The sequence below is a fragment of the Pseudomonas sp. ICMP 460 genome, from assembly GCF_002723595.1.
GTDB classification, from domain to species: Bacteria; Pseudomonadota; Gammaproteobacteria; order Pseudomonadales; family Pseudomonadaceae; genus Aquipseudomonas; species Aquipseudomonas kitaguniensis.
Genome location: NZ_LKBR01000013.1, coordinates 188,934 through 211,042, shown reverse-complemented (window position 1 = coordinate 211,042; position 22,109 = coordinate 188,934). Strand labels below are relative to the sequence as shown.

The following is a 22,109-nucleotide window of genomic DNA, read 5'->3' as shown; positions in this document are numbered from 1 at the left end:
TGAGTGTGCTATGGAACCCGGAAACGCCCAGCTGTCGATGACGGTATTGATGACCCCAGACATGGCCAACTTCTCAGGCAATGTTCACGGCGGCACCTTGCTCAAATACCTCGACGAAGTCGCCTACGCCTGCGCAAGCCGTTATGCCGGTCGTTATGTAGTCACATTGTCGGTAGACCAAGTGATTTTTCGCGAACCGATCCATGTCGGCGAGCTGGTGACCTTCCTCGCCTCGGTCAACTACACCGGCAACACGTCGATGGAAGTGGGCATCAAGGTGGTGACCGAAAACATCCGCGAGCGCTCGGTACGCCATACCAACAGCTGCTTTTTCACCATGGTGGCCGTAGACGACCAACGCAAACCCGCCGCCGTACCGCCGCTGCAGCCACACAACAGCGAAGACAAGCGCCGGTTCGTACAAGCTCAGCAACGCAGGCAGATTCGTCAGGAACTGGAAAAGCGCTACCAGGAAATCAAAGCGGACGCGCCTTAAAGTCCGGCTGAAAAGGCGTGTGGGAGCGGGCTTGCTCGCGATGCAGACACCTCGGTTCATCAGGCTGACCGAGTTGATGCCATCGCGAGCAAGCCCGCTCCCACGAAATCTGCGTAGTTACAAATCGATCGGCGTGGCTTCGAACCTTACGCGCGGATGGGCGATGCGATCCTGCGCGCGCACCAGTTCCAGTTCGTAACTGGCGCAGGCCTGGGTTTCCAGCAGCACTTCATGCACCGCGGCCGCCGCGAACTCGAACGCCGCCAACAGGCTGTCGCCCAACAATACCCGCGCCAGGAACAAACCCGACGTAAGGTCGCCCACGCCCACCGGCTGACGCGGAAACGCCAGCAGCGGCCGACGCAAGTGCCAACTGCCATCGGCCGTCACCAGCAGCATCTCGAAACCGTCCGGCAACTTGCCCGGATAATCCAGGTGCTTGACCAGCACCGCTCGCGGCCCGCGCGCCAGCAAGGCTTTGGCCATGGCCAGGCAATCGAACAGCGATTGCGGCTTGCGCCCGGCAAAGCTGTCCAGCTCCAACTGGTTGGGGCAAAGAAAATCCGCCATCGCCGCCGCTTCGTCCAGCAGAAAGTCGCTGACTTCCTGCGGCACGCTGCAGCCTTTTTCCGCATGGCCCATTACCGGGTCGCACAGGTACAGGGCTTTGGGGTTGATCGCTTTGATTCGCGCCACGCCGCTGAGGATCGCACGGCCCTGGGCCGCACTGCCGAGGTAACCGGACAGCACCGCATCGCAGTTGCCCAGCTCGCCAATCGCGGCAATCCCTTCTACCAACGCCGGAATTTGCTGCGGCGCCAACACTTCTCCCGCCCACTGACCATACTGTGTGTGATTGGAGAACTGCACCGTGTTCAGCGGCCAGACGTTCACCCCAACCCGTTGCATGGGGAACACGGCGGCACTGTTTCCGGCGTGGCCAAATACCACATGAGACTGGATCGCAAGCAGGTGAGGTGTGCGTTTCATGCTGGATATTTCCGTAAAGCCGTTGAAATTCTGGCCGCGCAGTATGCGACTAAACGCAGCCTGTACGACAGACCGGCGACACAGTTAAGCTGCTCTCACTTTGTTGGAGTTCATCGCATGCTGACCCTGGGAAACATCTTCGTGTTGATGCTGCTGGCGACCGCCGCCGCCTGGGTGTGGCACAACCACGGCCTGCGCGAACGGGCGCTGGAGCGGGTCAAGCAACATTGCGCCAAGCTCGACATCGAATTGCTCGACGGCGCGGTGGCGTTGAAGCGTATCGGCGTGGTGAAGGATGCCAATGGTCGGCGGCGCCTGGCGCGCATCTATAACTTTGAGTTCACCGTGACCGGGGAAACTCGGCATCCGGGCACCATCACCCAATTTGGCGCCCACAGCGCGCAGATCGAACTGGCGCCCTACCCGTTTGAGATCAAAACGCCGCTGCCCAGTGCCGAAGTGATCGAGCTAAGCCAGTGGCGCCAGGACCACGCCAGCAAAACGCGTCACTGACGGCACGCTGCGAGCGCGCTCTGCAGTGCACCTGCGTCGTGCGGCTGGCTGAAAATCAGTTCGATGCGTGAGTCGCGGCGCCACTCGCTGGGTTGCCAGACGAGTGAACTGTTATCCACAGCATTGGCGGAAACCCAGCCGTCGCGGCTGTGGATAACCAGTTTGGCGCGGCGCCACGCAAGGCTTGTCAGCCAATCATGCAAGCGTTGAGTGTCGAATTGCTGGCTCGGGTGCCAGCGCCAACCCACGCTCCAACCGCCCTCTTGAGCTTGGCTGAGGCAGATGGGCAGTGCGGAATCACGCCAGATGGCGGGCATTTGGGCTATCGAGTCGGGCAGTGTGATGTTATCCACAGCCGCGCCAGCTTTGGCATTCAAACCCGGCAATTGCGCCAACGGTAAATGCGCCTGGCGGGTCCAGTAACGCGGGCAATCGGGTAACTGCCGTTCGACGGCGTGGCGCTGCGCGGTATCCAGCGCTTCATCCTTGTTCAAAACCAGCAGCCCGGCGCTGGCCAGCGTCTCGCGTTGTGGCTCCGGCAGCGGTTTGCCCGCCGCCAGCGCCTGCGCATCCAACACCAGCACGCACGGTTGCACCGCCAGCACGTTTTGCCACGGCGCCTCGCGCAGTTGCTTTAGCAACTGCGCCGGGTGGCCCAGGCCCGAGGGCTCGATAAACAGCCTGTCCGGCTTGGCCTTACGCAGCAGGCGGCCCAAACCGACCTGGAACGGTGCACCGTTCACACAGCACAAACAGCCACCGGCCACTTCGCCCAGGGCGATACCGTCGTCATCCTGGGTGAGCAAGGCCGCGTCCAGGCCGATCTGCCCGAACTCATTGATCAGCACCGCCCAGCGCTCGTTGGCCGGGCGTTGTGCGAGCAAATGTTTGATCAGGCTGGTCTTGCCGGCACCCAAAGGCCCGGCAATCACATGAGTGGGAATATTCTGCAGCATGAGGGGCATCATTCAGACCGTGTAGAAGGCTTGATCCTACAAGGTTATGCGAGCCAATCCAGCGTCAGGATCAACCGTCGCTCGTCGACCTTAAGCGCCGGCGAGCGATGGATCAGGCCGTGGCCTTCGTTGCCATGCCACTGGGTGCCTTTGAGCAAGGCCACTTCGCCGCAGTGAATTTGCTCGATGCGCGCGCTGGGTTCAGCGTCCGGCTGGCCAAGCTGGCGGCGGTCCATCACGCCTTCGCGCAGCCACTGGCTGCCGATACCGGCATAGGTGGTGATCAGCCGCACCGGCACATGGTCGACGTGAAAACGCGGGCACATGGCCTTGTCCAGCAGGCGCAAGCGCACGCCAATACGCTGTGCGCCGACTAAACAAGCAAACGCGCTGATCAGCCATGCCACATCGGCGATAAAGCCTTCGTAGCCTTCAAGGTCGCGGCAACTGGCCGCAAAACCTTGCAAGTCAGGCACCGCGTTCTCGTTAGCCAGCTCAATCACCAAGGATTCGGCGACCGGCTCATTCAGCGCTACGAGCAAGGCACCGAATTGGGCGATGTGCAGCGGCAATTGGCGCTGCCACAGGGCCAGGTTCACGCCGTCTTCGAGGATACCCGACAACGCCAGCGGGGTTTCACCGCGGGCCTGGCGTATCACTGGGCGCAGGGGGATGACCGGTGCGAGCATCAGGCGGCCACCTCTTCATGCCACGGGCCGAAAGGGTCAGCCAGCAAGCGCCAACCCTCGACGCCCAAGGCCATTTCTTCATCGTTAAGCAAGCAGGCTTCCAGCTCGGCACGCATCTTCTCGAAATCGATGTTTTGCCCAATAAACACCAGTTCCTGGCGGCAATCGCCGGTGCTCAGTTGCCAGTTGCCCATGATCGCCGCCACGCTTTCTTCGTCTTGTGGCCATTGGCTTTTTGGCACAAAACGCCACCAGCGCCCGGCAAAGCCGTGGCGCATCAGGCCACCGGCCTGCGACCAACTGCCCGCGTCCTGGTGCTTGCTGGCCAGCCAGAAAAAACCCTTGGAGCGCAGCAATTTGCCGTTAACCCACGGGCGGTCGATAAAATCGTAGAAGCGTTGTGGATGAAACGGGCGGCGCGCGCGGTAAGCCGTGGAAGCGATGCCATATTCTTCGGTTTCCGGCACATGCTCGCCACGCAGCTCCTGCAACCAGCCCGGCGCCTCGGCCGCGCGTTCGAAATCGAAAAGGCCAGTATTGAGGATCTTGTTCAACGGCACTTCACCCATGACCATCGGGATGATTTGCGCACGGGCATTAAGGCGCTTGAGGATCGCCATCAGTTCTTCGCGCTCATGGCTGCTGATCAGGTCGATCTTGCTGATCAGGATCACGTCGGCAAATTCGATCTGCTCGATCAGCAAGTCGGTGATCGAGCGCTCGTCTTCTTCGCCTAGCGTTTCACCGCGTGAGGCCAGGCTTTCGGCGGCCTGGTAGTCGAGCAAAAAATTCATGCCGTCGACCACGGTAACCATGGTGTCGAGGCGCGCGACGTCAGCCAGGCTTTGCTCGTTTTCATCGCGAAAGGTAAACGTTTCGGCGACTGGCAACGGTTCGGAAATACCGGTGGACTCGATCAACAGGTAATCGAACCGACCTTCCCTGGCGAGTTTTCCGACCTCCTCCAGCAAGTCTTCACGCAAGGTGCAGCAGATGCAGCCGTTGCTCATCTCCACCAGTTTTTCTTCGGCGCGGTTGAGTGTGACGTCGCGCTGCACCTCGCTGCCGTCGATGTTGATTTCGCTCATGTCGTTGACGATCACCGCCACGCGCAGGTTTTCGCGGTTGCGCAGGACGTAGTTGAGCAGCGTGCTTTTGCCGGCGCCGAGAAAGCCGGACAACACGGTAACGGGGAGACGGTTGGGCATCAGGTATTCCTCATCAGGGGTGGCCGGTCAAATCGCCCGTCGGTGGCGTTCGCGCAGCTCTTCACGTTCTTTGGCTTCAATACACAGGGTCGCGGTGGGCNGGGCAGGCCAATCGGCCCGCCGTTTCCCCGGCCCCAGCCGTACTCACCGCGCGCCAGCAACTCCAGTGCATCGTCGATCTTGTCCAACAGCTTCTTTTCCCGCTCCAGCAAGCGCAGCTGCCATTGGCGCTGTTCTTCGGCGCTGCCCACATCGGCCAGGTCGCTGTTGGTTTCCTGTTCACGCAGCACCAGAAACTCGGACTCGATGCGCGCTTGCAGCGCATAGCGCTGGGCCAACAGCAACGTGCGGAAGAAGCCTTGCTGGGCGTCATTCATGTAGTCGGCGGCGGGTTGGGCCAGCAGGTCTTGTTCGGTCATGGCGGCGGTCACGGGTCAGGCTGATTTTTAATGTTATAGTATAACAATACAAATAAGCCAATCCCCCTTGCTCGTGACGACGAAGGGCGCAATGCTGGAAGACTTTCCGGCCCCGAGAAGCCTTATGAAATACCTGTTGTGCGCGCTGCTATTGGCAGTAGCAGGACCGGCCTGCGCCCAAGCCCCAAGCCTGTTGGCTAACTGCACGCGCAGCGCCAACCTGCTGGCGTGTGTCGACCCATTGGGCAATGCCTACAGCGTGGCAACTGTCGGCAGCACCACGTACTTGCGCGGTTTCGAGGTACTCGGCAAACGCTACTGGGCGCAGACCAACAGCCGCTACGGGCAACTGACGTTCTTCACCGGGTTGGCGTCGGATGGTGAGGCGTGGGTCGGCTACACGCGCCGGGTGGGCTGGACCACCATTAACCGGTTTTCCAGCTCCGGTGGTGCCAGCGCCAAATTCACCTGCAGCCGCGTGACCGGCTGTTAGACCTGGCCGTTCTTCTGCTCCTGAACCCAGGCCATGTAGCTGTTCATCGGCGGGTTCTTCTGGAAGTAGTTTTTCAGGCCTTCGAAAAGGCCATCCGCCACCGCCTGTTGATGACGCGCGGTCACCAGCCGCTGAGCGTCCTGGGTATTGGAGATAAACCCGGTCTCCACCAAAATCGACGGCACGTCCGGTGATTTGAGTACCGCAAAACCTGCCTGCTCCACGCGTTTCTGGTGCAGCGTGGTGATGCTTTGCAGGCTGCCCAATACCGAGCTGCCCAGTTGCAGGCTGGAGGCGATGGTGGCGTTCATCGACATGTCGAGAATCACCCCGGCCAGCATCGGGTCCTTGTCTTTCAGATTGAGCAAAGTGGTGGCGCCCAGCAGGTCGGCGCCGTTTTCACGCTGCGCCATAAAACGCGCGGTGGCAGAGGTTGCGCCGCCTTCCGACAGCGCAAACACCGACGCCCCGGAGGCCGTGAGGCGTGGCGCGGCATCGGCGTGCACCGAGATAAACATATCCGCCTTGTGCTGGCGGGCGATGTCTACGCGTTTGCGCAGCGGCACAAAAAAGTCGTCATTGCGCACCAGTTTCACGTCAAAGCCCTTCTCGCGCTTCAAGCGTTTGGCCAACAACTGGGCGATGGATAACACCACGTCTTTCTCACGCTGGCCTTTGGAACCAATAGCGCCCGGGTCTTTGCCGCCGTGGCCGGGGTCGACCACCACGATGATGTCGCGCTTGGGGTGCGCCCTGTCCACCGCCGCCGCCGGCGCAACCACAGGCGCCATTTGCGCAGCGATTTGACGCGGCGCCTGGGTGGCGCCGGTCAGGTCGAGTACCAAGCGATGACCCTGGCCATCCTGCGGCGGCAACAAGAAGCTGTTGAGCTGCATCGGCGTGGCCAGGTCGAGCACGATGCGCGTATCAGCCTTGCCGAAATGCCCCGACCGAATCGAGGTAATCCCACTGTTCTTCAACGCCAACTGCGAGAAGTCACCGCTGAGCCCGGCGCCGCTGAGGTCGATGATCAAGCGATCCGGTGAGGTCAGTGAAAAAGTCTTGTACTGCACCGGGCCGCTGAGGTCGAACACCAGCCGCAATTTGTCGTCGGAGCGCCACAAGCGGGCATTGCGAACCTGCGTCGCGTAAGCCCCCAAAGGCAAGGTGAACAGAGGGCTGACCAGCAGCAGGTTAAGGAGCTGACGTCTATGCATGACAGATACCGCGAATAAAGGAGCGTCCCTGCTCGACATGACTGAAGAAAGACGGGCGCAGAAAAATCATCGTCGACTCAATAGTTATAATATAACATGTCTTTTTATTTCCAAGATGGACCCGCTCATGAATGCGCTGACTTTGCCGGATATTGCCGCGCAGGCTTCACGCCAAGCCTTGCCGCTCGACTGGGTGGGCATGTGCGGCATCACCTTGCCGGTGCTCATCGACGGCCAACGCCTGACCGCGACTGCCGATGCGGGTGTCAGCCTGGACGATGGCACCGCCCGTGGCATTCATATGTCACGCCTGTACCTGGCGCTGGAAATGCTCGACCAGCAGCTTCTTACACCTGCACTTCTGCGTAATGTACTTGAGCGCTTTCTAGAGAGTCATGAAGGTTTATCTAAGAACGCCTACTTGCGTGTTCACACCGACCTACTGATCAAACGGCCGGCCTTGGTCAGCCCACTGGCGGGTTGGAAAGGCTACCCGGTAAGCATCGAAGCGCGTCTGGAAAACCAGATGTTCCACGTGGAACTAAAAATTGACGTGACGTACTCCTCAACCTGCCCTTGCTCCGCTGCTCTCGCCAGGCAATTGATTCAGCAGCAATTTCGCGACGATTTCGGCACTACGCCGTTACAGCATGACGACGTATTGACCTGGCTCGGCAGCGCCAACGGCATCGTCGCAACCCCTCATAGCCAGCGCAGCAGTGCGCAGTTATCCATTCAACTCGACGCCAACCTCACCACGCTGCCGATCACACACCTGATTGACGCTGTTGAAGCGGCGCTTGGCACCGCCGTGCAAACCGCTGTGAAACGTGCCGACGAACAAGCCTTCGCCTTGGCCAACGGGCAGAACCTGATGTTCTGCGAAGACGCCGCCCGCCGCCTGAACCTCGCCTTGAAACGCTCGGATGCCGTCAAAGCCTTCCACTTGAAAGTGATCCACGCCGAAAGCCTGCACGCGCACGATGCCGTGGCTGAAAGCCGCTGGACAAGAGACCCTGCATGATCATCTGTAACGCATTGCGCTGGGGTGCCCCCGGCCAACCGCTGACCCCGGCGGTAGATTTGAAACTGGAAAAAGGCAGCCTCACCGGCATCATCGGCGCCAACGGCACAGGCAAGAGCAGCCTGCTCAAAGTCATCGCCGGTTTGCAAAAGCCGCTGGCAGGAACCGTCAGCGTGGAGGTTCCACGCCGTGGCGGCCTGTCGTTTCTGCCGCAGCAACAACACCTCGATCGCCAGTTTCCGATCAGCCTGCAAGAACTGGTCGCGGCAGGTTTCTGGGGCAATAAGCTCACCGCAGAACAGCGCAGCCAACGCCTGCAAGCGGTACTCGAAGACTGGTGCCTGACCGGCCTGGAACACCGGCCGTTGATGGCATTGTCCGGCGGCGAACTGCAACGCGCCCTGCTCGCCCGCATGAGCCTGGCCGAAGCGCCGGTGCTGTTGCTCGACGAACCCCACGCCGCGCTCGACGAAGAAGGCCAGGCCTTGTGCTGGAAGCACATTCACGCGTGGCATGAAGACGGCCGCACGATCATCGTCGTCTGTCATGACTTGGCGTCGGTACGCCATCACACCCAGCACGTGCTGCTGATCAAAAGCAGCGGCTGCGTATTCGGCCCCAGCAAAGAACTGATCCGCCCGCAACCGCACATGCAGGTGGCCTAATGCACTTTGCCGCGCATTTGTGGATGCCGTTCTTCGACTTCGTGTTTATGCGCCGTGCGCTTATCGGCGGGTTGGTGCTCGCGTGCAGCACCGCCCCGCTGGGGGTGTTTTTGATCCTGCGCCGCATGAGCCTGATCGGCGATGCCGTGGCCCACGGCATTCTGCCCGGCGCCGCGCTGGGTTTCTGGTTCGCCGGGCTCAGCCTGCCCGCCCTGACCATCGGCGGCCTCGGCGCCGGCCTGAGCATGGCCGGGTTGTCGGCATGGATCACCCGCCGCACCGGCCTGCGCGAAGACGCCAGCCTCGCCGCTATCTACCCGATCTCGCTGGCGGCCGGCGTGCTGATCCTGGGTATCGCCGGCAAGCGCCTGGACCTCTTGCACCTGCTGTTCGGCTCAGCGCTGGCCGTCGACGAGACCACCCTCACCGGCATGCTCTGGGTCTCGAGTTTCAGCCTGATCGCCATGGCGTTGATCTATAAGCCGCTGCTGCTGGACACCCTAGACCCGCTGTTCCTGCAAACCGTCAGCCGCCTCGGCCCAATCGCGCACGGGTTGTTCCTGACCCTGGTGGTGCTGAACCTGGTGATTGGGTTCCAGGCCATCGGCGCCTTGATGGTGGTGGGTTTGATGATGTTGCCGGCCATCGCTTCACGTTTCTGGAGCCGGCGCCTGCCGGTGTTGATCGCGGTATCGGCGGTGCTGGGATGCCTGTCGGTGTGGTTGGGTTTATTGCTGTCGTTCTATTACTCGCTCCCCAGCGGCCCGGCCATCGTGCTGGTGGCTGGCGGTGGGTATTTGCTGTCCGTGGTCTTCGGTCCGGTGCACGGTTTGCTGCGCCGCCCGCCTTTGCTGTCATCCCAATGAGGTGTTTCCCGATGCGCGCTCTACTCGTGCTGTTCAGCATTCTGCTGCCACTGTCGATGGCTCAGGCCGCAGACAAACTTCAAGTGGTTACCAGCTTCAGCATTCTCGATGACATCACTCACCAGATCGGTGGCGATCACATCCAGATCAGCAACATGGTCGGCCCCGACGCCGATGCCCATACCTATGAGCCGACGCCGGACGACGCCAAGGCGCTGCTCAAGGCCAAGCTGATCATCAAGAACGGCCTCGGCTTCGAGCCGTGGCTGGACCGTTTGGTCACCAGCACCGAAACCAAAGCCACCGTGGTCACCGCCAGCAAAGGCGTGATCTCGCACACCATGGAAGAAGACGGAGAAACCATCCCCGACCCGCACGCCTGGCACAACCTGGCCAACGCCGAAATCTATGTGAACAACATCACCAAGGCGCTGGTGGCTGCCGACCCGGCCAACAAGGCCGACTACCTGCGCAACAGCCAGGCGTACCTGAAAGAAATCTACCGCCTGCTCGCCGAAGCCAAGGCCAAGTTCGGCGCACTGCCACCGGGCAACCGTCGCATCGTCACCTCGCATGATGCCTTCGGTTACCTGGGCCAAGCCTACGGTATCCAGTTCCTGGCGCCTCAAGGCCTGTCGACGGAACGTGAGCCCTCGGCCGCCGAAGTTGCTGCGCTGATCACCCAGATCCGCAAAGACAAGGTCAAGGCGGTGTTCATGGAAAACATCAAGGACTCGCGCCTGCTCAAGCAAATCGCTGACGAAAGCGGCGCGCAGATCGGCGGCACGCTGTATTCCGATGCGCTCGCCGCAGAAGGCCCGGCCAGCACCTTTACCGGGCTGTTCGAATACAACCTCAACACTCTGTGCGCGGCGCTGGGCAAGCCATGACAGTGAGCATGCTCGACTTGGAAGGGGCTGCCGTCGGCAGCCGCTTTCCACTCGAACCCGTGCTCGACGCACTGCCGTGGAACAGCGATGGCCTGATTGCCGCCATCGCCCAGCAACACGGCAGCGGCGAAGTGTTGATGCTGGCCTGGATGAACCGCCAGGCCCTGAAAGAAACCCTGGCCACCGGGCAAGTCTGCTACTGGTCGCGCTCGCGCCAGCACCTGTGGCGCAAAGGCGAAAGCTCCGGCCACTGGCAACAGTTGGTCGAGGCCCGCCTGGATTGCGACGGCGACGCCGTGCTGCTGATCGTCGACCAGCAAGGCCCGGCTTGCCACACCGGCCGGCCCACCTGCTTCTACAACGCCATCGATGGCGACCACGTTTACATCATTACCGCGCCTCTCAAGGAGCCCGCAGCATGATCCGTAAAAACCCTTCCGGCGACCTGCCGGTGATTGCTGAATCCGCCTACGTCGACAAGACCGCGATCATCTGCGGCAAGGTGATCATTGGCGAGAACGTGTTTGTCGGCCCGTACGCCGTGATCCGCGCCGACGAAGTCGACGCCACCGGTGACATGGACCCCATCACCATCGGCGCCAACTCGAATATTCAGGACGGCGTGGTGATTCACTCCAAGTCCGGCGCGGCGGTGACCATCGGCGAATTCACCTCCATCGCTCACCGCTCCATCGTCCACGGCCCGTGCAGCGTCGGTGACCGCGTGTTCATCGGCTTCAACAGCGTGTTGTTCAACTGCGCCGTGGGCGATGGGTGCGTGGTGCGCCACAACTCGGTGGTCGACGGCCGCGACCTGCCCGCCGCGTTCTACGTGCCCTCCACCACGCGCATCGGGCCGAACACCGACCTCTCGCAGTTCCCGCCGGTGAGCGTCAGTGCCTCAGAGTTTTCCGAAGACGTGGCGCGTACCAACGTCGACTTGGTACGCGGCTACAAAGCCCTGCAAAACGAGTTCTGAACCATGAGCCGCCTGCTGATTCGCAATGCCCGTCTGGTCAATGAAGGCCAGGAATTCGACGCTGATGTATTAGTCGCCAACGGCCGCATCGAGAAGATTGCCGGCAGCATTGAAGGCCACAACGAACCGCTGGAAATCGACGCCCAAGGCCAGTGGTTGTTGCCCGGAATGATTGATGACCAAGTGCACTTTCGCGACCCCGGCGCGCCCGACAAAGGCAGCTTCTACAGCGAGTCTCGCGCGGCGGTGGCGGGTGGCATCACCAGCTTCATGGACATGCCCAACACCCAACCCGCCACGTTGAACCTGCAAGCCCTGGCCGATAAAAAGCGCCGCGCCGCGCTGCACTCGGTGGCCAATTACGGCTTTCACTTTGGCGTGAGCAACGACAACCTCGACACCATCGCTGCCCTCGACCCGCGCGAAGTGGCCGGGGTCAAAGTGTTCATGGGCGCGTCCACCGGCAATATGCTGGTGGACGACCCACGGATTCTGGAACAGCTGTTTGCCGACGTGCCGACCATCCTGCTGGCCCACTGCGAACACACGCCGAGCATCCTGGCCAACACACAGCGCCTGCGCGAACGCTTCGGCGAGCACATCCCCGCCGTCGCGCACTCGCTGATTCGCGACGCTGAAGCGTGTTATCGCTCGTCATCGTTTGCGGTGGAACTGGCCAAGCGTCACGGCACGCGCCTGCACGTGCTGCACCTGACCAGCGCCCGCGAGCTGGACCTGTTCGAAGACAAACCACTGGCCGAAAAACGCATCACCGCCGAAGTGTGCCTGCACCACCTGCTGTTCGATGACCGCGACTATCATCGCCTCGGTAACCAGATCAAATGCAACCCGGCGATCAAGACCCGCGCCGATCGCGACGCGCTGCGCCTGGCCTTGTTGAGTGATCGTCTGGATGTGATCGGCAGTGACCACGCGCCGCATACGTGGGCGCAAAAACAGTTGGGCTATGACCAGGCGCCGTCCGGGTTACCACTGGTGCAACACGCGCTGCCGGCGTTGCTGGAACTGGTAGCCGACGGGCACTTACCGCTGAGCACGCTGGTGGCGAAAACCAGCCACCGCGTGGCCGACCTGTTCGCCATTCCGGATCGCGGCTATTTGCGCGAAGGTTATTGGGCCGACCTGGTGCTGATCAAGCCCGAAGCAGAAGGCAAACCCGTCAGTAGCCAACCGATCCTGGCGCGCTGCGGCTGGACACCCTTCGCCGAGCGCAGCTTTCGCCACAGCGTCAGCACCACGCTGGTGTCCGGCCACCTGGCGTGGCACAACGGCCAGGTGGTGGAGAGTTGCCAGGGTTTGCCGCTGTATTTTCTGCGTTAAGCGCGGGGTTTGACCGTACCGCAATCGTTGCCCAGCCACTGGGCGTGGCTGTCCAGGCTGCCCTTTTGCTGAATGCCGGTGGCATTGAACGTGCCGTTGACGGTGGTGGTGAATTCCTTCTGACTCTGGAACGTCGCAACGCCGGTGCCTTGCGCTTTCGGGCAACTGAAACGGAATTTCCACTGGTTGCCGGTCTTGTCGGTGACTTGCTGTTTGCAACCCGATTGCGGGTCGGTCAGCGGGATCGAGTCAGAGGCAACCTGGGCTGGGGTGAGGCATACCTGCACGCCTTTACCGGCCATGGTGATGCCCTGTTTTTCGAGCATGGCACGCTGTTCAGGCGTCATCTGTTGCTTGAGCTGACCGAGAATCAGCGACAGGTCGGGCAAGTCCTGGTTATCGACTTTCATGTTGCTGGTGGTCAATTCCCACAAACCCGGCGCCAGCATCTGCGCCTGAGCCGCCACGGGCAGCGACAGTCCAACAACCATTGCCAAACCAAGCAGACGAGCATTCATCGGGTAACTCCTGGGTAATTGTGGGCGTTAGACGCCGCAAGGGTGCCAGTGTTGCACGGCAAATAAAATAGCGACATTCACAGCCGTTCATGGTCTGTTAGGCAATGGATTGCCTGGAGTTACGTCGTTCATGGATTTTTTTGGGCCGCACCTGCTCGCCTACTTCATCGCCACCCTGCACTTTCTCGGCACGCTGGCCGCGATCCACGCCGTGCTGACCGTCAGGACCGCCCAAGGCTCGATTGCCTGGGCCTTGTCGCTGATGTTCATGCCTTACCTCACGCTGATTCCCTACCTGATCTTCGGCCGTAGCACCTTCGACGCGTATATCCAGGCGCGTCGTCAGGCCAACCAGGAAATGCACACCGCGATTACCGAGCTGAACTGGCGCCCGTGGGTCGAAGAAGCCCTCGCCGCACGGAACTCCAGCGCCTACGCCTCGCTGCGCGCCATGCCCAAGCTGGGCCGAATGCCGTGCCTGGCCAACAATCAAGTGCGCTTGTTGATCAATGGCGACGCCACGTTCAGTGCGATCTTTGACGCTATTCGCAGCGCCAAAACCGCTGTGTTGTTCCAGTTCTTCATCATTCATGACGACGAACTCGGCCGCCAACTGCACACCTTGCTCAAGCAGAAGGCGGCTGAAGGCGTCGACATTCACGTGCTCTACGACCGCATCGGCAGCCACGCCCTGCCGCACCGTTATGTGCAATCGCTGCGCGACGCCGGGGTAAAAGTAAAAGCATTCGCCACCCGCAGCGGCTGGCTCAATCGTTTCCAGGTCAACTTTCGCAACCACCGCAAAATCGTGGTGGTCGACGGCATCACCGGGTTTGTCGGCGGGCATAACGTCGGTGATGAGTACCTCGGCAAAAAGCCGCCATTGGCGCCGTGGCGCGACACCCACGTGCAGGTCACCGGCCCGGTGGTGGCGTGCCTGCAGGAGTCGTTTGCCGAAGACTGGTTCTGGGCCGCGCGCGAATTGCCGCCGCTGATACTGCCCGATGCCTACCCCGAAGACGGCGTGCTCTGCCAATTGCTCGCCAGCGGCCCGGCCGACCCGTACGAAACCTGCTCGCTGTTTTTTGTCGAGGCGATACACGCAGCCACCGAACGCGTGTGGATAACCAGCCCGTACTTTGTCCCCGATGAAGCCGTGTTTGCAGCCCTGCGCCTGGCCGTGTTGCGCGGCGTCGACGTGCGTCTGCTGCTGCCATCACGCCCCGACCACCGCATCGTCTACGCCGCCTCCAGCCTCTACGCGATTGAAGCGGTGCGCGCAGGCGTGCGGGTGTTCCGCTATACGCCGGGTTTTCTGCATCAAAAAGTGGTGCTGGTGGACAGTGAAATCAGCGCGATCGGCAGCGCGAACATGGACAACCGATCGTTCCGGCTGAATTTCGAAGTGATGTTGCTGACGGTGGATGAGGCGTTTGCCGGCCAAGTCGAGCGGATGCTGCTGGACGACTTCGCGCTGGCCCATGAAGTCAGCCAGGAAGAAAGCCGCGAAACCCGCCGCCTTCAACAACTGGGCATGCGCGTCGCGCGGCTTATTTCACCGATCCTCTGATAAACCGATCCTCTGATAAAAGGTGAGGCTCAGCGGTAAATATCTTCGCGCGTCCACGGCAGTTCATGGCTGCCATCAGCATGGGGTTTCACCGCGAGTATCTGGTGCAGGTTGATCCAGCCGCGTGCAAACGCATAGGCGCAACCCGCCAGGTACAGGCGCCAAATACGTAATGCCTGTTCGGGCACCATTTTCGCCGCCGCTTCCAGGTTATCTTCCAGGCGCTCGCTCCAATGGTCCAGGGTGCGCGCGTAGTGCAGGCGCAGGCTTTCGACATCGACCACTTCCAGCCCGACTTCACTGACCTCGGCCGTCATCATCGCCAAGTGCGGCAGTTCGCCATTGGGGAACACATAACGCTCGATAAACTCCCCGGCGCCACGGCCTACAGGGCGACCGTCAGTATGCTTGGCGGTAATGCCATGGTTCATCACCAGGCCGCCTTCGCGCACCGCACCAAACAGGGTTTTGCAGTACTGCGCCAAGTTGGCGTGGCCGACGTGTTCGAACATACCCACGCTGACCACTTTGTCGAAGCGGCCGTCTTGCGGCAGGTCGCGGTAGTCGAGCAATTGCAGGTCCACCTGGCCTTCCAGGCCTTCTGCTTTCACCCGTTCGCGCGCCAATGCCAGTTGCTCTTTGCTCAAGGTGATACCAAATACCCTGACCCCAAATTCACGCGCCGCAAAACGCGCCAGCCCGCCCCAGCCACAGCCCACATCGAGCAGATACTCGCCTGGCTGCAAGCGCAGTTTGCGGCACAGGTGGCGAAATTTGTCTTGTTGAGCCTGGTCGATGGATTCGCTGCCGGTTTCGAAATACCCACAGGAGTACGCCATGTCCTGGTCCAGCCATAGCTGGTAGAACTCGTTGGACAGGTCGTAATGGTAGGAAATGGCCGCTGCGTCAGTGGCCTTGTCGTGGATCGAGCGCACCGGAAGATTATCGTCGTCATCATCAATCAGGGCATGACTCAGCTCGTCACACACCCGTATGACCTCGGTGATGGAGCCTTCCAGCTCCAGTTTGCCCTCGACAAAGGCTTCGCCCAAAGCGTTGAGCGTTGGATGGGTCAGCTGGGAAACAACCGTGGGGTCCTTCACCACGATGGTCACACTGGGCTCGGGGCCCAAGTTGAATTCATGGCCGTCCCAGAGTCGCAGACGCAGCGGTAGCTGAAGATTCTGTAAGGCCGGTGGAAGTTGCGCAAGCATGAGTAATCCCCCCTTGTTTCAGACGTCTGGAATGAGGGTAGACCATAGACAAAGTAGCAAGCTATCTATTTTTGATAGCGCTACGCTACGCGGCTCGGCGCTCGAGCAAACCGTCCTGCACCCACTGTTTCAGCCATGTAACCGCTTGCAGCGGTGCACCCTCTCCATAAGTGACTAGCAACTGCTCGCACAGTTCTGAAAAAGTCCAGCCGGTGGTCACCATTCCCGCAAGCGCGCAGGCTTCCAACGGTTCCAGGCTGCGGTAGTGGCACACGTTCTGGTGGCGCCAAACCAGGCAGATCTGCGCCAGTTCCAGCGCGTGGCTGTTCGGGAAGTCGGACTCATCCTTGCTCGCGCGCCAGATCGCTACGCTGTTGAACTGGCAACGCCTCTGCTGCACCGAGGGCGCCAGCGTGGCCTGCAGGCCCGGCCAATCTTCCGGCGGCAGTTGCGCCATGTCATCCAGACTCAAAGGCTGGCCCTGCGGCGCATCGAACGCCAGCGTAAACGCCCACTCCAACCGCGCCAACTCGGCCAATGGCGCGCTCTGTTCTGCGACCAAATGTTCAACGATAAACGCCGGGAACTGCTCACCGAACCAACGCAGGCTGTAATGGGCAGACGGGTAGCGGCGCACATAGGCTTGCGCCAATAAGGCGAACTCATCGTCGCCCAACCAGTACCACATGGCGCCGAAGTCATGCTGCAACACTTCCTGCAGCCGCGACACATAGGCGTTGTGATAAATCGCCAGGCCCGTGGCCACATCCAACGTAGGGCCGCCCAGCAAGGTGGCGGCAAAACTGCTGTTCACCACCGGGGTTTCGGATAACACATGCTGTTCAAAGGCCAACTGCCAATCGGTCAGGCGCATAACGAACGCCTGGCCAACGCGGTGGCACCCAGCTCGCGGGCCTTGCCCAGTTCGCCAAGCAGCTCTTCGAACGGCGGAAAATGGTCGTCACGCTCCAACAGCGTCGACACCGGCCCCACATGCTCAAGCGTTTGTTGATAAAGCGCCCACACCGGGTCGCACACCGGGTGGTCATGCGTGTCGACCACGTAATCGCCGTAGTCCATATGCCCGGCCAAATGCAGCTGGCGAATACTTTCGCGCGGCAGGCTGCGAATAAACGTCCAGGCGTCAAACCCATGATTACGCGAGCTGACATACACGTTGTTAACGTCCAGCAACAACTGGCACCCGGTCAGGTGGACCAGCGCATTGAGGAATTCCCACTCGGTGAATTCGTCAGCCTTGGCGCGCACATAGCTGGAGACGTTTTCGAGCACCAACGGGCGCTGCAACACGTCCTGTACTTCAAGCACGCGGGCGGCCACGTGATAAAGGCTCTCTTGGGTGTAAGGCAGCGGCAGCAAGTCATGCAACTGGTGTGCACTGCCGCGGCTCCAGCACAGGTGATCGGAAATCCACGCGGGCTTAATGCGTTCAGCAAGCTGTTTGATGTGTTTAAGGTAGTCGGTATCGAGGGCGTGCGGGCCGCCGATGGACAGGGACACGCCGTGCATCACCAAGGGATAACGCTCGGCTATCGCGTCCAGGTAGTACAAGGCTTTACCGCCCTGCACCAGATAATTCTCGGAGATCACTTCGAACCAATCCACGGCCGGCGATTGTTCAAGGATCTGCGGGTAATACTCACTGCGTAAACCCAGGCCGTAACCCAGACTCGGAAGGCAAGCGGACATCAGACACTCCAGGGCAAAGTGTCCGCAGCGGCGGGGCATCCGCTGCGGTTGCACTCGGTTGCCGGTTACTCGCCGACGGTACCGCCCGCCTTGGTGCAGGCATCAGCACTGGCCTGGATTTTAAAGCCCTGGCCTTTGCAAGCACCCAGACCTTTGCACGCATGGTCTTTGGTTTTGCAGTCGTTCTGGCCTTTGCACGCGGTGGTGCCATAACAGTGCACAGCGGTATCAGCTGCTTGAGCCTGGGTGGCGACACCGGCGAACATAGTCGCGGCGGCCATTGCGAGAGCGGCACCAGCAGCAGCGGATTTAATCGTCATTTTTGTGTTCCTCGTGATCAGTAGTGGAGCCGGTCTGAACGGATTGTTCAGTCTCGACACACCACTAGAGTGAGGCCCCCAATTGGCGTTACAGCCGCGTGCAGTTTTTTCTAAAAATTATTCTTCAAGCTTCAACAAGGGTTCCTGAAAGCGCAGCAAACGCCCCGCATTGCCCAGTACCAACAAGGTGCTGAGGTTATGCAGTACCGCCGCAATCATTGCGCCTGCCGCCCCCAACCAGCCAAACGCGGCGAACACGACGATGGCCAGCGTCCAGCCCAAACCAATAATCACATTGACCTGCAATGTATGGCGGCACTGGCGACTCAAGCGCACACACGTACCCAAACGGCGCAAATCGCTGCCGATCAACACCACGTCCGCCGAGGCTAACGCGATGTCCGCACCGCCCGCCCCCATCGCCACGCCAACCACGCCCGCCTTGAGCGCCAGCGAGTCGTTGATGCCATCACCCACCACCATCGGCCGGAAGCCGCTGCCAATTTCCCCCAGCACGCGGTTGAGCTTGTCTTCCGGCAAGGCCTGCGCCTGGACGTCGCTGATGCCCACGTCCAGCGCCAGGCTGTCGGCCACACTTTGGCGGTCGCCGGTGAGCAGCACTTGCCGGCCCAGGCCCAAGTCCCGCAGCTCTTGCAGTGCCTGCCGCGCTTCCGGCTTGACGCTGTCAGCCAGCAACAGCCACGCAAGGAATTGCCCATTCAACGCCAGCCCGGCAATCGGGCCGTCATGTTCAGGCACAGCGCGGCTGACGATACCTAACTGCTCGAACAACTCCGGTCGGCCCAGCGCTGCCTCGCCCTGTTCGGTCTGCGCCACCACACCAAGGCCTTGGCGCTCGCGAATGTCGGTCAACTCGAGCAGTTGGTCTTGCCTCGCCAAGCCCGCCAGTGCGCGGCTGACCGGGTGGCTGCTGGCCGAACCGAGGCTTGCCGCCAGGTTCAACAACGCCTGTTGGTCTGGCAAAGCGGTTTCGATGGACTGCAAACGCAGGGTGCCAAACGTCAGCGTGCCGGTCTTGTCGACCACCAATGACGTCAGGTCCGCCAGCTCCTCCAGGAATGCCGAGCTGCGAATCAAAATCCCGTGCCGCGCCGCCACTGCAATCCCGGCAATCGCCGTGGCCGGTGCCGACAGCACCAATGCACACGGGCATGCCGCTACCAACACGGCGAGCATCGCCTGCGCGTCATTGGTCACAAACCAGGTCACCGCCGCCAGCAACAACACCAGCACCATATAACTGCCGGCATAGCGCTCCAGCAGCCGCGTGATGGGCGGCTTGGAGCGTTCGGCGTTCTGCATCAGCGCGATGACTTTGCCCAGCGTCGACTCATCGCCGGTGCGCGTCACCTGCAGGCGCAGCACACCGTCGAGGTTAATCGCCCCGCCGAATACCTGCACACCCACGCTGGCTTCCAGCGGCACCGACTCGCCGGTAATCGGCGCCGTGTCCAGGCTCGCCGGCCCCGACAGCACCACGCCATCGGCAGGCACTCGGTCACCGGCACGCACTTCGACGATATCGCCGGTGCTCAGCGTGCCGTTATCCACTTCCACAATGCTGCCATCAGCCTGCACCCGCCGCGCATGGCTGCGCGTCAGCTTGCCGAGGGCCTGGATCGCTTCCTGCGAGCCGATCACGCTGCGCTCTTCCAGCACATGGCCGAAAATCATGATGATCGGCAGCAACGCGGCCGTCAGCAGGTCGCCCGTGGCCCACGCGCCCATCATCGCCAAGGCGATCAATTGGTCGGTGATGCCATGCAGGCTCGGGTAGCGCAGGCTGTACCAGGCCGAGCGCATCACCGGCACCGCCACCAGCAACGACGCCACGCCCAGCAACAACTGGCTGACCCCGCTCTGATCCGGCGCCAGCCATCGCCACACCAGGCCCAATACCAATAAACCCAAGGCCAGCATGGCCAAGGTCAATTGCCGGGCAGCACTGCGCTGTTCGGCTGATGTCAGCATGGGCGCGCTCATTGTTCGGCTCCCTGAATGATCAAGCGGGAGTCGTCTTTAGGGTCGACCGTGGTAACAGAACCGGCTTGGCCGAGAATTTTCGGCAGGCGCTCGCGGTACAAACGTTGCAGCAAGCCAGGGTCTTTGACCTGCGCCAGGCTGGCAACGGTGGCGGTTTGCGCTTGGGCATTGGCCAAACGCTCGCTGGCCTGGGCGTGGGCGACTTGCACCAGGCGGTCGGCCTGCTGGTTCGCGGTTTGGGTGAGTTTTTCCGCTTCGGTGCGAGCATTCGCCACCGCTTTATCGGCTTGCTGGCTGGCGGTCAGCACGGCGTTGAAGGCATTCACCGCCGGGCCTGGCAGGCTCGATTGCACGTCGACCCGAGTGACTTCGATGCCCAACCCCAAACCGCTGGAGGCCAACTCGGCCAGGCGCTTATTGATGCCTTGCACCAGATCACCGCGCAAACGCTCACGTCGCTCGGCGGCGCGGTTGTCGGTGCCGATCAATTCCGGGCGCGCCACCAGAATCGTGTCCAGGTCCCGCGCTGCCGTGAGGGCCACGGCACTGCGCGTCACCAGTCGGTCCAACGCCGGCAGTACATGCTCGCCCTGCAGCACAAACGCATAGGGATCGGTGACCTTATAGAACGCCCACACATCCAACTGCACCACACCGGCATCGCCGGTCAGCAGGTAACCGGAGCCGGCCAGCGCATCGCTCAACGGCGCGGCAAAACTGGCGACACGGTCGGCCTGCGTCGCCGCGTCGGAACGCAGCAGGTTCTGCACCCGACGCTCGATCACGCGGTCCGCCGCCGGCAACAGCACGACTTGCTCGAACGGCTGCGGCCACGCCAGCAGCAAGCCCGCATTTTGAATGCGGTCCAGGGCCCCGAAGTGCAACACCACCGCGCGGTTTTGCGGGTCGATCTGGCGCACATTGGAAAACGCCCAGGCCAACGCCGCCAACACGGTTACCGCGTACAGCGCCAGGAAGCTCAGGCGCCCGGCCTGGATCCATGGGCTGTCCGGGACGTCACGCGTGGTCATGGCTGAACGTCCTTCGGCCCGTCCACCAACGCGCGAAATGGCGCGGCGTCAGTGCGCAGGATGATCTTGGTACCCGGCGTGACCACCGTGCCCAAGGTGTCGAGCGAGCGCAGCAGGTTGTACAACTGAGGATTGCCCGCGTAGGCGCGGCCATAAATTTGCGCCGCTTCAACCCGCGATTGCGCTTCGATTGCGGCGGCTTTCACCGTGGCATCGGCTTGCACGATGCGCGCATCCCGCTCGGCGGCGGAGCGGATCTGCGCCGCTTCGCGCTTGCCCACGGCAGTGCGTTCGGTGGCGATGGTTTCGCGCTCGGCACGCATGCGGTCGACGGTGGCGGTGAGGGTCACCGACGGCAAGGTCAGCCGCTCAACGCCCACCTGCGCCACACGTACGCCGTAGGTGGTGAGCAATTGTTGATCAATTTGCTGACGCAACTGCGCCTCAAAATCGGAGATGCGCACTTGGCTCGCGTCGGTGTTGATCAGGCTGGACAGGTCGAAGCTGGCGGCTGTGGTTTCCAGCGCCGAGCCAACGAAGGTGCGAATCTGCCGCGCGGCTTCGTCCGGCTGGTTCTGCACTGCGCGCATAAAACGCTGCACATTGTCGGCGTCGCCCTGCACCTGCCACGCCACGTAGGCCTGCACGATGATCCGCAGGCCGTCACGCGTGCCCACATCCTGCAAGCCGCTGGACGTGGTGCGCAGGCGCAGGTCCACCGGGATCGCCGCTTCGAACGGCGCCGGCCAACGCCAGCCCAGGCCTGGCTCCAGCAGCACCCGCGACGGGTTGCCGAAGCGGGTAATCACCGTGGCTTCGCCCGAACGTACCTGCACCAGGCTCGCCGCCGCCACTGCAAACAGCACCAGCAACAGCGCCCAGGCCATGCGCCGCCAAGGGAATGGAGCGGCGGCGTGCTCATCACCAGGGTGATGGTGGCCGTGATGATGGTGATGCGCGTGATGATGGTCGTGAGAATGAGCGCTCAACAGACAG

Annotated in this window: 24 protein-coding genes and 1 pseudogene; 11 read left to right on the top strand and 14 right to left on the bottom strand. The window is 61.5% G+C overall.

Annotated features, from left to right (window positions below; genetic code table 11):
* The first annotated feature begins 10 nt into the window (after positions 1-10).
* Positions 11-496 (top strand): acyl-CoA thioesterase, encoded by a 486-nt coding sequence (locus AO240_RS11685; protein WP_034110411.1) that lies wholly within the window; start codon positions 11-13, stop codon positions 494-496.
* Between the two features lie 117 nt (positions 497-613).
* Here AO240_RS11685 and pdxY read toward each other — a convergent pair whose 3' ends face one another.
* Positions 614-1,486, bottom strand: coding sequence for a pyridoxal kinase PdxY (pdxY, locus tag AO240_RS11680; protein ID WP_099236617.1), 873 nt, complete (start codon positions 1,484-1,486; stop codon positions 614-616).
* A gap of 117 nt (positions 1,487-1,603) precedes the next feature.
* Here pdxY and AO240_RS11675 point away from each other — a divergent pair, with 117 nt between their 5' ends.
* Positions 1,604-1,999 carry a DUF3301 domain-containing protein gene (locus AO240_RS11675; RefSeq protein ID WP_058415774.1) on the top strand — a complete coding sequence of 132 codons (396 nt, stop codon included), beginning with the start codon at positions 1,604-1,606 and terminating at the stop codon, positions 1,997-1,999.
* On the opposite strand, the gene AO240_RS11670 is transcribed toward AO240_RS11675, so the two are convergent.
* From AO240_RS11670 to AO240_RS11655, 4 genes and pseudogenes are all read right to left on the bottom strand, one after another.
* Complete coding sequence (locus AO240_RS11670; RefSeq protein ID WP_099236616.1) at positions 1,993-2,955, bottom strand: GTP-binding protein; 963 nt, start codon at positions 2,953-2,955, stop codon at positions 1,993-1,995. The genes AO240_RS11675 and AO240_RS11670 overlap by 7 nt on opposite strands.
* 44 nt (positions 2,956-2,999) lie before the next feature.
* Positions 3,000-3,644, bottom strand: a complete 645-nt coding sequence (locus tag AO240_RS11665) for a DUF1826 domain-containing protein (protein WP_099236615.1) — start codon at positions 3,642-3,644, stop codon at positions 3,000-3,002.
* Positions 3,644-4,852, bottom strand: a complete 1,209-nt coding sequence (gene zigA / locus AO240_RS11660) for a zinc metallochaperone GTPase ZigA (RefSeq protein ID WP_099236614.1) — start codon at positions 4,850-4,852, stop codon at positions 3,644-3,646. Before zigA ends, AO240_RS11665 begins: the two co-directional genes overlap by 1 nt.
* 27 nt (positions 4,853-4,879) lie before the next feature.
* Positions 4,880-5,271 (bottom strand): annotated as a pseudogene (locus tag AO240_RS11655) (RNA polymerase-binding protein DksA).
* Positions 5,272-5,395: 124 nt separating this feature from the next.
* Here AO240_RS11655 and AO240_RS11650 point away from each other — a divergent pair.
* Complete coding sequence (locus tag AO240_RS11650) at positions 5,396-5,764, top strand: glutamine synthetase (RefSeq protein WP_099236613.1); 369 nt, start codon at positions 5,396-5,398, stop codon at positions 5,762-5,764.
* On the opposite strand, the gene AO240_RS11645 is transcribed toward AO240_RS11650, so the two are convergent.
* Positions 5,761-6,981: an N-acetylmuramoyl-L-alanine amidase gene (locus AO240_RS11645; RefSeq protein WP_058415780.1), complete on the bottom strand. Its 1,221-nt coding sequence runs from the start codon at positions 6,979-6,981 to the stop codon at positions 5,761-5,763. The two genes, AO240_RS11650 and AO240_RS11645, sit on opposite strands and share 4 nt — an antisense overlap.
* 127 nt (positions 6,982-7,108) lie before the next feature.
* On the opposite strand from AO240_RS11645, the gene folE2 reads away from it, so the two are divergent.
* From folE2 to AO240_RS11610, 7 genes are read left to right on the top strand one after another with little or no spacing between them, the layout of a single operon-like run.
* The gene (gene folE2, locus AO240_RS11640; protein WP_099236612.1) at positions 7,109-8,005 is read left to right on the top strand and encodes a GTP cyclohydrolase FolE2; all 897 of its coding nucleotides are present in this window, start codon (positions 7,109-7,111) and stop codon (positions 8,003-8,005) included.
* Positions 8,002-8,670: a metal ABC transporter ATP-binding protein gene (locus AO240_RS11635; RefSeq protein WP_058415782.1), complete on the top strand. Its 669-nt coding sequence runs from the start codon at positions 8,002-8,004 to the stop codon at positions 8,668-8,670. The genes folE2 and AO240_RS11635 overlap by 4 nt, the downstream gene beginning before the upstream one ends.
* Positions 8,670-9,536: a metal ABC transporter permease gene (locus AO240_RS11630; protein ID WP_099236611.1), complete on the top strand. Its 867-nt coding sequence runs from the start codon at positions 8,670-8,672 to the stop codon at positions 9,534-9,536. Before AO240_RS11635 ends, AO240_RS11630 begins: the two co-directional genes overlap by 1 nt.
* An 11-nt stretch (positions 9,537-9,547) precedes the next feature.
* Positions 9,548-10,426 (top strand): metal ABC transporter substrate-binding protein, encoded by an 879-nt coding sequence (locus tag AO240_RS11625; protein ID WP_099236610.1) that lies wholly within the window; start codon positions 9,548-9,550, stop codon positions 10,424-10,426.
* The gene (gene hisI / locus AO240_RS11620) at positions 10,423-10,848 is read left to right on the top strand and encodes a phosphoribosyl-AMP cyclohydrolase (protein ID WP_099236609.1); all 426 of its coding nucleotides are present in this window, start codon (positions 10,423-10,425) and stop codon (positions 10,846-10,848) included. The genes AO240_RS11625 and hisI overlap by 4 nt, the downstream gene beginning before the upstream one ends.
* Positions 10,845-11,405: a DapH/DapD/GlmU-related protein gene (locus AO240_RS11615; RefSeq protein ID WP_058415786.1), complete on the top strand. Its 561-nt coding sequence runs from the start codon at positions 10,845-10,847 to the stop codon at positions 11,403-11,405. The genes hisI and AO240_RS11615 overlap by 4 nt, the downstream gene beginning before the upstream one ends.
* 3 nt (positions 11,406-11,408) lie before the next feature.
* On the top strand, positions 11,409-12,746 hold the full coding sequence (locus tag AO240_RS11610) for a dihydroorotase (protein WP_099236608.1): 1,338 nt from the start codon (positions 11,409-11,411) through the stop codon (positions 12,744-12,746).
* On the opposite strand, the gene AO240_RS11605 is transcribed toward AO240_RS11610, so the two are convergent.
* Positions 12,743-13,264 carry a DUF3617 domain-containing protein gene (locus AO240_RS11605; RefSeq protein ID WP_058415788.1) on the bottom strand — a complete coding sequence of 174 codons (522 nt, stop codon included), beginning with the start codon at positions 13,262-13,264 and terminating at the stop codon, positions 12,743-12,745. The two genes, AO240_RS11610 and AO240_RS11605, sit on opposite strands and share 4 nt — an antisense overlap.
* Positions 13,265-13,394: 130 nt before the next feature.
* Between AO240_RS11605 and cls the strand changes: the two genes are divergently transcribed.
* Complete coding sequence (gene cls, locus AO240_RS11600; RefSeq protein WP_099236607.1) at positions 13,395-14,834, top strand: cardiolipin synthase; 1,440 nt, start codon at positions 13,395-13,397, stop codon at positions 14,832-14,834.
* Between the two features lie 29 nt (positions 14,835-14,863).
* Here cls and cfaB read toward each other — a convergent pair whose 3' ends face one another.
* The 7 genes from cfaB to hflC form a co-directional block, all read right to left on the bottom strand.
* Complete coding sequence (gene cfaB, locus AO240_RS11595; protein WP_058415790.1) at positions 14,864-16,048, bottom strand: C17 cyclopropane fatty acid synthase CfaB; 1,185 nt, start codon at positions 16,046-16,048, stop codon at positions 14,864-14,866.
* Positions 16,049-16,133: 85 nt separating this feature from the next.
* The gene (locus AO240_RS11590; protein WP_099236606.1) at positions 16,134-16,922 is read right to left on the bottom strand and encodes a DNA-binding domain-containing protein; all 789 of its coding nucleotides are present in this window, start codon (positions 16,920-16,922) and stop codon (positions 16,134-16,136) included.
* Positions 16,913-17,758, bottom strand: a complete 846-nt coding sequence (locus AO240_RS11585) for a DUF692 domain-containing protein (protein ID WP_099236605.1) — start codon at positions 17,756-17,758, stop codon at positions 16,913-16,915. The genes AO240_RS11590 and AO240_RS11585 overlap by 10 nt, the downstream gene beginning before the upstream one ends.
* A gap of 65 nt (positions 17,759-17,823) precedes the next feature.
* Positions 17,824-18,078 carry a hypothetical protein gene (locus AO240_RS11580; RefSeq protein ID WP_099236604.1) on the bottom strand — a complete coding sequence of 85 codons (255 nt, stop codon included), beginning with the start codon at positions 18,076-18,078 and terminating at the stop codon, positions 17,824-17,826.
* Positions 18,079-18,195: 117 nt separating this feature from the next.
* Positions 18,196-20,082, bottom strand: coding sequence for a cation-translocating P-type ATPase (locus AO240_RS11575; RefSeq protein WP_099236603.1), 1,887 nt, complete (start codon positions 20,080-20,082; stop codon positions 18,196-18,198).
* Positions 20,079-21,113 carry a protease modulator HflK gene (hflK, locus tag AO240_RS11570; protein WP_099236602.1) on the bottom strand — a complete coding sequence of 345 codons (1,035 nt, stop codon included), beginning with the start codon at positions 21,111-21,113 and terminating at the stop codon, positions 20,079-20,081. The genes AO240_RS11575 and hflK overlap by 4 nt, the downstream gene beginning before the upstream one ends.
* Positions 21,110-22,105 carry a protease modulator HflC gene (gene hflC, locus AO240_RS11565; RefSeq protein ID WP_177445814.1) on the bottom strand — a complete coding sequence of 332 codons (996 nt, stop codon included), beginning with the start codon at positions 22,103-22,105 and terminating at the stop codon, positions 21,110-21,112. The genes hflK and hflC overlap by 4 nt, the downstream gene beginning before the upstream one ends.
* Between the last annotated feature and the right edge of the window lie 4 nt (positions 22,106-22,109).

What these genes read in the sequence shown, in the direction of transcription:
- cfaB (WP_058415790.1), bottom strand. Translation starts at nt 16,048, where the DNA reads ATGCTTGCGCAACTTCCACCGGCCTTACAGAATCTTCAGCTACCGCTG.
- AO240_RS11670 (WP_099236616.1), bottom strand. Translation starts at nt 2,955, where the DNA reads ATGCTGCAGAATATTCCCACTCATGTGATTGCCGGGCCTTTGGGTGCC.
- AO240_RS11615 (WP_058415786.1), top strand. Translation starts at nt 10,845, where the DNA reads ATGATCCGTAAAAACCCTTCCGGCGACCTGCCGGTGATTGCTGAATCC.
- AO240_RS11580 (WP_099236604.1), bottom strand. Translation starts at nt 18,078, where the DNA reads ATGACGATTAAATCCGCTGCTGCTGGTGCCGCTCTCGCAATGGCCGCC.
- AO240_RS11650 (WP_099236613.1), top strand. Translation starts at nt 5,396, where the DNA reads ATGAAATACCTGTTGTGCGCGCTGCTATTGGCAGTAGCAGGACCGGCC.
- AO240_RS11605 (WP_058415788.1), bottom strand. Translation starts at nt 13,264, where the DNA reads ATGAATGCTCGTCTGCTTGGTTTGGCAATGGTTGTTGGACTGTCGCTG.
- folE2 (WP_099236612.1), top strand. Translation starts at nt 7,109, where the DNA reads ATGAATGCGCTGACTTTGCCGGATATTGCCGCGCAGGCTTCACGCCAA.
- pdxY (WP_099236617.1), bottom strand. Translation starts at nt 1,486, where the DNA reads ATGAAACGCACACCTCACCTGCTTGCGATCCAGTCTCATGTGGTATTT.
- AO240_RS11645 (WP_058415780.1), bottom strand. Translation starts at nt 6,981, where the DNA reads ATGCATAGACGTCAGCTCCTTAACCTGCTGCTGGTCAGCCCTCTGTTC.
- zigA (WP_099236614.1), bottom strand. Translation starts at nt 4,852, where the DNA reads ATGCCCAACCGTCTCCCCGTTACCGTGTTGTCCGGCTTTCTCGGCGCC.
- hflK (WP_099236602.1), bottom strand. Translation starts at nt 21,113, where the DNA reads ATGACCACGCGTGACGTCCCGGACAGCCCATGGATCCAGGCCGGGCGC.
- AO240_RS11685 (WP_034110411.1), top strand. Translation starts at nt 11, where the DNA reads ATGGAACCCGGAAACGCCCAGCTGTCGATGACGGTATTGATGACCCCA.
- AO240_RS11630 (WP_099236611.1), top strand. Translation starts at nt 8,670, where the DNA reads ATGCACTTTGCCGCGCATTTGTGGATGCCGTTCTTCGACTTCGTGTTT.
- AO240_RS11610 (WP_099236608.1), top strand. Translation starts at nt 11,409, where the DNA reads ATGAGCCGCCTGCTGATTCGCAATGCCCGTCTGGTCAATGAAGGCCAG.
- AO240_RS11585 (WP_099236605.1), bottom strand. Translation starts at nt 17,758, where the DNA reads ATGTCCGCTTGCCTTCCGAGTCTGGGTTACGGCCTGGGTTTACGCAGT.
- AO240_RS11635 (WP_058415782.1), top strand. Translation starts at nt 8,002, where the DNA reads ATGATCATCTGTAACGCATTGCGCTGGGGTGCCCCCGGCCAACCGCTG.
- AO240_RS11625 (WP_099236610.1), top strand. Translation starts at nt 9,548, where the DNA reads ATGCGCGCTCTACTCGTGCTGTTCAGCATTCTGCTGCCACTGTCGATG.
- cls (WP_099236607.1), top strand. Translation starts at nt 13,395, where the DNA reads ATGGATTTTTTTGGGCCGCACCTGCTCGCCTACTTCATCGCCACCCTG.
- AO240_RS11665 (WP_099236615.1), bottom strand. Translation starts at nt 3,644, where the DNA reads ATGCTCGCACCGGTCATCCCCCTGCGCCCAGTGATACGCCAGGCCCGC.
- hisI (WP_099236609.1), top strand. Translation starts at nt 10,423, where the DNA reads ATGACAGTGAGCATGCTCGACTTGGAAGGGGCTGCCGTCGGCAGCCGC.
- AO240_RS11575 (WP_099236603.1), bottom strand. Translation starts at nt 20,082, where the DNA reads ATGAGCGCGCCCATGCTGACATCAGCCGAACAGCGCAGTGCTGCCCGG.
- AO240_RS11675 (WP_058415774.1), top strand. Translation starts at nt 1,604, where the DNA reads ATGCTGACCCTGGGAAACATCTTCGTGTTGATGCTGCTGGCGACCGCC.
- AO240_RS11590 (WP_099236606.1), bottom strand. Translation starts at nt 16,922, where the DNA reads ATGCGCCTGACCGATTGGCAGTTGGCCTTTGAACAGCATGTGTTATCC.